This is a genomic window from Brachybacterium sp. AOP25-B2-12, assembly GCF_052378625.1.
Classification (GTDB): domain Bacteria; phylum Actinomycetota; class Actinomycetes; order Actinomycetales; family Dermabacteraceae; genus Brachybacterium.
The window spans coordinates 23463-31789 of sequence record NZ_JBQSXW010000025.1; the positions used below are offsets into that span (position 1 = coordinate 23463).

The 8327-nt window shown below is 74.6% G+C and carries 6 protein-coding genes; 1 reads left to right on the forward strand and 5 read right to left on the reverse strand.

Annotated elements, in window-relative coordinates; translation table 11 throughout:
• Positions 1-178 precede the first annotated feature (178 nt).
• The 3 genes from ACT3TZ_RS13995 to ACT3TZ_RS14005 form a co-directional block, all read right to left on the reverse strand.
• Positions 179-3715: an error-prone DNA polymerase gene (locus tag ACT3TZ_RS13995; RefSeq protein WP_444584047.1), complete on the reverse strand. Its 3537-nt coding sequence runs from the start codon at positions 3713-3715 to the stop codon at positions 179-181.
• A gap of 72 nt (positions 3716-3787) precedes the next feature.
• Entirely contained in the window at positions 3788-5722 is a 1935-nt protein-coding gene (locus ACT3TZ_RS14000; RefSeq protein WP_444584048.1) for a DNA polymerase Y family protein, read from the reverse strand.
• Entirely contained in the window at positions 5722-6681 is a 960-nt protein-coding gene (locus tag ACT3TZ_RS14005; RefSeq protein WP_444584049.1) for a hypothetical protein, read from the reverse strand. The genes ACT3TZ_RS14000 and ACT3TZ_RS14005 overlap by 1 nt, the downstream gene beginning before the upstream one ends.
• A gap of 205 nt (positions 6682-6886) precedes the next feature.
• Here ACT3TZ_RS14005 and ACT3TZ_RS14010 point away from each other — a divergent pair, with 205 nt between their 5' ends.
• Positions 6887-7336 carry a hypothetical protein gene (locus ACT3TZ_RS14010; RefSeq protein ID WP_444584050.1) on the forward strand — a complete coding sequence of 150 codons (450 nt, stop codon included), beginning with the start codon at positions 6887-6889 and terminating at the stop codon, positions 7334-7336.
• Positions 7337-7372: 36 nt separating this feature from the next.
• On the opposite strand, the gene ACT3TZ_RS14015 is transcribed toward ACT3TZ_RS14010, so the two are convergent.
• On the reverse strand, positions 7373-8107 hold the full coding sequence (locus ACT3TZ_RS14015; RefSeq protein WP_444584051.1) for a class I SAM-dependent methyltransferase: 735 nt from the start codon (positions 8105-8107) through the stop codon (positions 7373-7375).
• A 32-nt stretch (positions 8108-8139) separates the two neighbouring features.
• Positions 8140-8327: hypothetical protein (locus ACT3TZ_RS14020; protein WP_444584052.1), on the reverse strand; the 188-nt coding region annotated here is incomplete at its 5' end.

Sequence of the window (8327 nt, forward strand, 5' to 3'; positions counted from 1 at the left end):
CGGGTTCTGCACCCCGGAGCCGGCGTCCGGGCGTCCGGCACCCTGGCCGTCCCGAGAACCTCTCGGACCTCGGGCACGGGCCGTGCGGGCTGTCCACGTGGCCCTGGCTCGTCCGTCGTCCGTCGTTCCCGAGGCCTGGGTCCTGGGGCCTCCTAACACCCGGCGTGGCTCGTCCGTCTCACTGGAAATCACGCGAGCGCCCCGCCCCGGGCACGGTGAGCACGCCGACACCGTCGGCCACCAGGTTCACCGCGCCCGTCGCGTTCTCGACCACCCCGCGCAGCACCACGGCGCGCGAGGTGCGCAGGAGGGCCCGGTGGCGCGACCAGAACCCCTTGGAGCACACGACGTTGAGGATCCCCGTCTCGTCCTCGAGGCTCAGGAAGGTGATGCCGCTCGCGGTGCCGGGACGCTGACGGTGCGTGATGATCCCGGCCGAGCGCAGACGCCGGCCGTCCTCGGCCTCGCGCAGCTCCCGGATCGACAGCACCCCCTCGGCGCGCAGACGGTCCCGGACCAGCGCCATCGGGTGCTCCCCCGGGGTGATGCCGGTGGCCCACGTGTCCGCGGCCGCGAGCTCCTCGTCGCTCATGCCCGGCAGCATCGGGGCATCGGCTCCCACCGCGAGATGGGCCAGGGTGCCCGGGGACTCCTGGGCGGCGGCGCCCGCGGCCCACAGCGCCTGGCGCCGGGAGGCCGCGAGGGTGTCGAGGGCTCCTGCGGTCGCGAGCGCCTCGAGCTGTCGTGCCGACAGGCGCACCCGCCGGGCCAGATCCGGGATCGAGGCGAACGGGCCCTCCTTCTCACGGGCCTCGACGATGCTCTCGGCGACGGCCTCGCTGATGCCGCGCACCTGGTCCAGGCCCAGCCTGATCGCGGGGCCGCCGTGTGCGGCATCGCCCTGGACCTGGGGCCGCGCCGCCCGCAGCACGTCCTTCTGCTCCTTCGTCCACCCGTCCTCGGGATCCCGCCGGGGCACGGGCACGATCCCCGCGGCGGTGAACGCCGCGGCGTCGTCGGGGATCCGGTCGGCGCGGTGCTCGTCGTCGAGCTCGAGGGTGGTGCGGACGTCCGAGACGGCGATGTCGACCCCGCGGGTGAGCACCCCGTGGCGTCGGGCGTCGGCCACGAGGGACTGCGGGGAGTAGAAGCCCATCGGCTGGCTGCGCAGCAGGGCGGCGGTCAGCGCCGCCGGGTAGTGCGCCTTGAGGTAGGAGCTGGCGTAGACGAGGTATGCGAAGGAGTAGGCGTGGGACTCCGGGAAGCCGTAGTTGGCGAAGGCCAGGAGCTTGCGGTGGATCGCCTCGGCGTCCTCCCCCACGATCCCGTGGCGGGCCATGCCCTCGAAGAGACGGTCCGACAGCGCGAGCATCCGGTCCGTCGAGCGCTTGGAGCCCATCGCGCGACGCAGCTGATCGGCCAGCGACGGCGTGAAGTCCGCGACGTCGACGACCATCTGCATCAGCTGCTCCTGGAACAGCGGCACCCCCAGGGTGCGCCCGAGGGATTTCTCGAGCAGGGGGTGGATGAAGGTGGGCTCCTCCTCGCCGTTGCGGCGGCGGATGTACGGGTGGACGCTGCCGCCCTGGATGGGCCCGGGCCGGATCAGCGCCACCTCGACGACGAGGTCGTAGAACCGCACGGGTTTGAGACGGGGCAGGGTCGCGATCTGGGCGCGCGACTCGACCTGGAACACGCCGACGCTGTCCCCGGTGCACAGCATGTCGTAGACCGTCGGGTCCTCCTGCGGGAGCTGGGCCAGGGTGAACTCCTGCCCGTGGTACTCCGCGACCAGGCGCAGGCAGTGGTCCAGGGCGGTGAGCATCCCCAGGCCCAGCAGGTCGAACTTCACGAGCCCCGCGTCGGCGCAGTCCTCCTTGTCCCACTGCAGGACCGTGCGGTTCTCCATCCTGGCGTGCTCGACGGGGCAGACCTCGATGACGGGACGGTCCGCGAGGACCATGCCGCCGGAGTGGATGCCGAGGTGGCGGGGCGCATCGCGCAGCTGATGCGCCAGGGCGATCACGTCGGCGGGGATGTCGGTGCCCTCGAGCGAGGAGAAGGAGCGTTCGATCTGCCGTGACCAGGCGTCCTGGCGTCCGACGTCGTGGCCCAGCGCCCGTGCGGCATCGCGCACCGCGAGCTTTGCGCGGTAGGTGATGACGTTGGCGACCTGTGCGGCGTTCTCCCGTCCGTGCCGCGCGTAGACGTGCTGGATCACCTCCTCGCGGCGGTCCGAGGCGATGTCGAGGTCGATATCCGGGGGCCCGTCCCGCTCGGGGGCCAGGAACCGTTCGAACAGCAGGTGGTGGCCCACGGGCTCGACCGCCGTGATGCCCAGCGCGTAGCAGACCGCGGAGTTCGCGGCCGATCCCCGCCCCTGGCACAGGATCCCCTCGCGGCGGCAGAAGTCCACGAGCTCGTGGACGATGAGGAAGTACCCGGGGAAGTGCAGGTCCCGGATGACCCGCAGCTCGTGGTCGATCTGCGCCCAGGCACCGGGGACCTTCTCGGACGTGGCGCCGTCGTCGGCGTCAGCGGCGGGGCGCGGCCCGTAGAGGGCCCGCCCGCCCTGCTCCACGAGCTCGACGAGCCAGCTCGCCTCGTCGTGCCCCGCGGGCACCGGGAAGGGCGGCAGGTCCGGGGAGATGAGCTCGAGGTCCATCGCGCAGTCGGCGCCCAGACGGGCGGCCTCGGCCACGGCGTGGGGGTAGCGCGAGGTCATCGCGAGCATCTCCTCCCCGCTGCGCAGCGGGGCGAGGTGGCTGGTGAGGTAGGGGTCGGCGGCCTCGAGACCGCCGCCGGCACGCAGGGCGGCGTGGGCGTCGGCCAGGCGCTTGTGGCCGGTGTGGGCGTAGTGGGCGTTGCTGGTGGCCACGACCGGGAGGGACACGGTGTCCAGGCCGTGGTCCTCGCGGACGATCCGGGCGCCCTGGGCCAGGGCGTCGTGCAGCTCGTCGTCCAGGACGTCCCCGTGGCGGGTCAGCTCGACGGCCACGTTCCCGGCGCCGAACAGGTCCACCAGGCGGGCGATGCCTGCGGCGGCGGCGCGGGCGGCGCCCTCGAGGTCCCCGTCCTGCAGCAGGGGGCGCACGGCCGCGGTCACGGCACCCTTGCGGCAACCGGTGAGGATCAGCCAGTGCCCGTCCCGGGCGAGCTCCGACAGGCGTGCGAGGCGATAGCGCGGGGTGCCCTTGGCACCGCCGTCGAGGTGGGCGCGGGCGATGGCCGCCGACAGCCGGCGGTACCCGGTGGCGTCACGGGCCAGCACCAGCAGATGCTCCCCGGCGGGATCCGGGGTGCCCGCGCGCGGGCTGGTCGGCACCGGCACGGTGCTGGCGACGTCGCGGCCCGGCTCGGTGCCCAGCGTCAGCTCCGCGCCGAAGATCGTCGCGATGCCGTGCTCCCGGGCAGCGCGGGCGAAGCGGACCACGCCGGGGAACCCGTCGTGATCGGTGATCGCGAGGGCGCGCAGTCCCAGGCGGGCGGCCTGGGCGACCATGTCCTCGGGGCTGGAGGCGCCGTCGAGAAAGCTGAAGTGGGAGTGGGCGTGCAGCTCCGCGTAGGGGACGTCCTGGCCGGGCTCGTAGGCGTCCCCCGTGCGGCGCCCGGTGTGGATCACCTCCACGGGCGGCGTGACGAGGGAGGCGGGGCGATCCGACAGGACCGCCTCGAGGTCCTTCCACGACGGCGGGCCGAGGAACCAGCGGCTCATGACACGCCGCCTGCAGCATGCACATGCACATCCACGTCCCCGTGCGCAGCGGTATCGGTCGGGTCAGTCATATCAGTCATAGATGCCCTCCACGCTCCAGATCCCCTCGCAGGACAGGACGACCAGGGCGGTCCCGGAGCCTTCCTCCCCCACCACGAGCTGCAGACGGGCGGCGCGGTGACCTGCGGCCGTCCACCAGCGCTCGTCGAGCACTGTCGGGGCACCGCAGGAGAGGATCGGGAGCTCGGTCCCCGGGGTGAGGCAGGTCCCGCGCAGCACCTCGGTGCCCTCGCGCGGCACGAGCAGGCGCAGCGGCGGTCCGGTCAGCAGGCCCCGGGCGGTCACCAGCACGTCCTCGCCGGTGCTCGTGCACAGCCGCACCGGCGGGCGGTGCCGGAAGACCGTCGCGGGCACGGGCCGCGGGAGCGAGCCCGGCCAGGGCCCCTCCCGCCGGGCGGGCTTCTCGCTGCGCCAGGGCACCAGGCGCACCTCCTCGCCGAGCAGGCGCCCGCCGGTGGCGGCGGGGACCAGCACGGCCTGCTCCCCGGCCAGGCCCTGGGCACGGGCGAAGGCCCGGGAGGCCCGCTGGGTGGCCTCCCCCGCGCTGCCCCACAGGGCCGCCGCGCCCTCCCCAGCGGGCATGAGCTGGACGGGGTGCAGGCCCAGGCGGGTGATGGCTCCGGTGCGGGCGGTGCCCAGGCGCGCGCTCGTGATCCATCCGTCGCACTGCCAGCGGATCCGGTCGACGACGTCCCCCACGGACAGGGCGCCGTCGTGACGCCAGGTGCGCTCCATCTCCTCGCCCGCCTCGGTGCGGGCCAGGATCCGCAGCCGGGTGCAGATGAGACCGCGGTCGCGGAGCAGCTGCTGGAGCTCCTCGGCCATGGGGCGGGCCACGAAGGCCGCCTGGTCGGTGCGCACGAGGGGGGTCTCCAGCGCCCGCACCACCTCGATGGGCTGCTCGGGCCGATGGGCGGCGGGCGGTGCGGGCTCGAGGCCGCGCGCCAGCAGGTGCAGCAGGGCGATGTCGGGTCCGAAGCGGTCCGAGACCGCGGCGGGCGGCAGCGCCGCGAGGTCCCCGAGGGTGGTGATGCCCAGGCGCTGCAGCAGGTCCACGGTCTCGGAGAGGTCCAGGCTCTTCTCCCGTGCGGCGGGGGCAGCCTGGTGGCGGTGCCCCCAGCCGGGCCCCACCGGTGCGTGGCGCAGGGCGGTGATCGGGTGCGGGGACAGGTAGTCGGCGCTGCGGCCGGGGTGGACGATCCGTCCGGCGCGGGCTGCCAGCAGTGCCGCGAAGGGGCCGTCGGCGATCCCGACCGCACAGTCCCAGCCGGTGAGCTCGGCGACGGCGTCGAGGATGCTCTCGGCCAGCGCCGCCTCGCCGCCCGCGTGGCGGGCCGGGCCCTGGGCGCCCATGAGCAGCACTCCGGGGCGCAGCACGTCCACGCCCGCCGCGACGGTGTCCACGGCGGCGGCGACCAGCTCGAACAGGGAGGACTCGTTCTCGCGGTCGGTCTCCAGCACGGTCGCGTCGGGGCAGGCGGCCTGGGCGGCACGACGCCGCATGCCGATCGCGACGCCCGCCTCCTGGGCGGCGAGGTCGGCGTGGACCACGCGGTGGCGTTCGAACAGGATGATCGGGGCGCGCGGATCCGGACCGTCCGGGGCCGGATCCTCCGAGACCGCCGCCGTGTCACCCGAGGAGGCCGAGGGGCCGGCCCCGTCCGGGACGGCGGGCGGCCGCGTCGACGATGTCGGGGCGGTGCCGTCTCCCCCGCTGCTGGCCGCCTGCTTTCGGTCGTGGCGGTCGCGGGCGGCCAGCAGTGCCCAGTCGGGCACGATCACAGCCGCCGTGCGGGTGGTCCCGGCGGCACGTGCGTTCGCGGCGGCCGTGGCCACTGCCGACGCATGCGTGCCCGTCTCCGGGCGCGCGGTGCCGCGCATCTCCCCTGCCGCACCGCTCCCGGTGCCCGCGAGGGCATCCAGCAGGGTCTCTGCCCCGGGCGGCATCAGCCGGCCCTCCGGATGCTGCGCAGGGGCACGGGTGCCGCGACGGAGGCGGCGGCCGTGGCGGGAGCACCGGCGGCGATCATGCCCCGCACCTCGGGCAGCAGGATCCGTGCCGTGCGCTGCCCGGCGATGCCGCGCCCGGTCGCCGCGACCTCGACCCGGCGACGGCGCAGCCGTCCCGAGCCCGTGCCCAGGCCCTCCCAGCCCCGGGAGGAGGCCTCCAGCTGGAGGTCGGCACGGCCGGGCGGGGTGGCGGCCAGCACCAGGGTGTCCCGGGTGCGGGCACGCCCCAGCAGGGTGCGCCACAGCGCCGGGGCCAGCGCCGGACGCCGCCCCAGCACCAGCACGCCCACCCCGTCGACCAGGGCGGACAGCACCTGCGCGGTCTGCTCGGCGGCGTCGGGGACGATCACCAGACGGCAGGGGTCGAGCCCCGCGTCCAGGGCGGCCCGCAGGCCGAGGTCCGGCATGCCGGCGATCGCGCACCAGGCGTCCTCCCCCGCGGCGGAGACCGCGAGCGCCAGCAGCAGGGAGGTGCTCGCCTCCCCCGTCACCGCGAGGGAGCTGCCCGCGCGCAGCGAGCCGTACGGGATCAGCGGCGCGAGCGGTGCGGGCACCCTCAGCCGGGCGTGGCCGTCCTCCGGGGCCTGGTCGGCGGTCTCGATCGCGATGTCGGGTGCCGGGGACGGCACCGAGGGATGCCCCGGCCGCACGGGGCCGGGGACCAGCCCCGTCGGTCCGCCCAGACCCCCCGGAGCCCCCATCGTCCGCAGCGCGGTACGGTCGATGCGGCCCCCCGCACCGGCGGCGCGCCGCTCGGCCGCCCCGAGCACGGCGCGTGCCCGCGCGAGGCGGTCCTCCCGGGTCTCGGATCCCGTCCCGGAACCGGCCCCGGGCGCTGCCTCGGGTGCCGCGGAGCGCCCGATCCCGGGGAGACCGACCGGTGCCGTCGTGCTCATGGATCCGCCTCCGTCCTCGCTCCGGATCGTCGCCCGTGTCGAACCCGTGTTCGAACAGGAGTTCGAACTGTACGCCGCTCCGCACCGGGGCGGTCAAGCCGTGCAGGTCGCAGGCTCGAACACGTGTTCTATTCTGGATGAGGGGTCGGACAGACGAGCAGACGCCGCCCCGGCATCGGTGCGGAGCGCTCGCTACGCTCGCGGCATGAGCGACCACGAGCACGCCCGGGCGGCCTGGGACGAGGCCTCGCACAAGCACGTCCGGGAGGACGCGCAGCTGCTCGACGAGGCGCGCACCGCTCGCCTGTTCCCGATCGAGGAGGAGCTGCTGGCGCCGCTGGTGCCCGGGGCCGCCGTGGTCCATCCGCAGAGCGGCCACGGGATCGACGACCACGCCCTGATCCGGCTCGGCGCCGCCTCGGTGCTGGGGCTGGACTACAGCCCCACGGCCGTCGCCGCCGCCCAGAGGCGGGCCCGAGAGCTGGAGGTCCCCTGCACCTACGAGGTCGCCGAGCTCCCGCGCACGGGGATCCCCGGGGGCACGCGGATCTCGTCTACACGGGCAAGGGCGCCCTGCCGTGGATGGCGGACCTCCCCGCCTGGGCGCGAGAGATGCGCCGGCTCCGGACGTGGCCCAGTGCTACGTGTCGAATGACCGGAGATGGACTGAGCGCGATGTGGGGTCGCCCGGTCACGACCGTTGGGCGATCACGACCCACTCCCGACCCGGCCGGTCCGGGGCGTCGCGGACCTCGCGGATGGTGAAACCGGCCGCAGCGAGCGTCCTCTCCAGCTCGGGCATCGACCGGAAGATCAGCGTCGACTCGTTCGGCACGACCGACCCGTCGGGCAGGGTGTTGTCGGAACGGAAGGTCACGTAGGGCTCGTGGACCTGGACCACCTCGAAGACGTCTCGCACCATTCCGACGCCTTCGACCTGGTACGTCGAGGAGCCCCGCTCCATCCACTCCTCCCACGCGCGACGCTCGGGGATGCGCGTCTCGAAGACCAGGTGCCCGAGAGGGCCGAGCGCGCCGTAGATCGCGCGCAGCGTTCCGAGCCACTGCTCATCGGTCACGAAGACCTGGGCGACATTGCCGGTCATCATGGCCAGGTCGGCCGAGGGGACGGTGAGCAATGCCTCGGCCGTCCCGTGGAGCCATCGGACCTTCTCTGCACCTGGCTTCGCCCGGCCCACGTCGAGCATGGCACCGGCCGGGTCCACCCCGGTGACGACCCGTCCGCGGTCCGCCAGCATGATCGCCAGGGTCCCGGTGCCGCACCCGACGTCGATCACCGAGCCGGCGGCCAGCTCCTCGACGATCGCGACGTAGTGGCCGAGGTCCTCGCGGGAGCCCTCGGCCTGGTCGTAGATCGCGGCCGATACGGGGTTGTCGAAGTTGCTGGCCTGCTGCGCACGGGTCATGGCCACACCGTTCGCCACCACCGCCGCATCGGTCAACCGAATTGTCCCTCGCCCGCACGCGCGCACCTCACGGGCCGCACCGACGCCGCTGCCGACCCGTGGATCAGCGATGCCCGCACGTCCCGCACGTACCGCACGGCACAGCAGTCGTGCTCGATGGTGGGGTCGAGCTCATCGGTCACCGGGCCACCGCAGGCGCCCACCGAGCCTGGGTTCAGGG

Coding starts and splice junctions, on each gene's coding strand:
- ACT3TZ_RS13995 (WP_444584047.1), bottom strand. CDS start 3,715: ATGAGCCGCTGGTTCCTCGGCCCGCCGTCGTGGAAGGACCTCGAGGCG.
- ACT3TZ_RS14005 (WP_444584049.1), bottom strand. CDS start 6,681: ATGAGCACGACGGCACCGGTCGGTCTCCCCGGGATCGGGCGCTCCGCG.
- ACT3TZ_RS14010 (WP_444584050.1), top strand. CDS start 6,887: ATGAGCGACCACGAGCACGCCCGGGCGGCCTGGGACGAGGCCTCGCAC.
- ACT3TZ_RS14015 (WP_444584051.1), bottom strand. CDS start 8,107: ATGACCCGTGCGCAGCAGGCCAGCAACTTCGACAACCCCGTATCGGCC.
- ACT3TZ_RS14000 (WP_444584048.1), bottom strand. CDS start 5,722: ATGCCGCCCGGGGCAGAGACCCTGCTGGATGCCCTCGCGGGCACCGGG.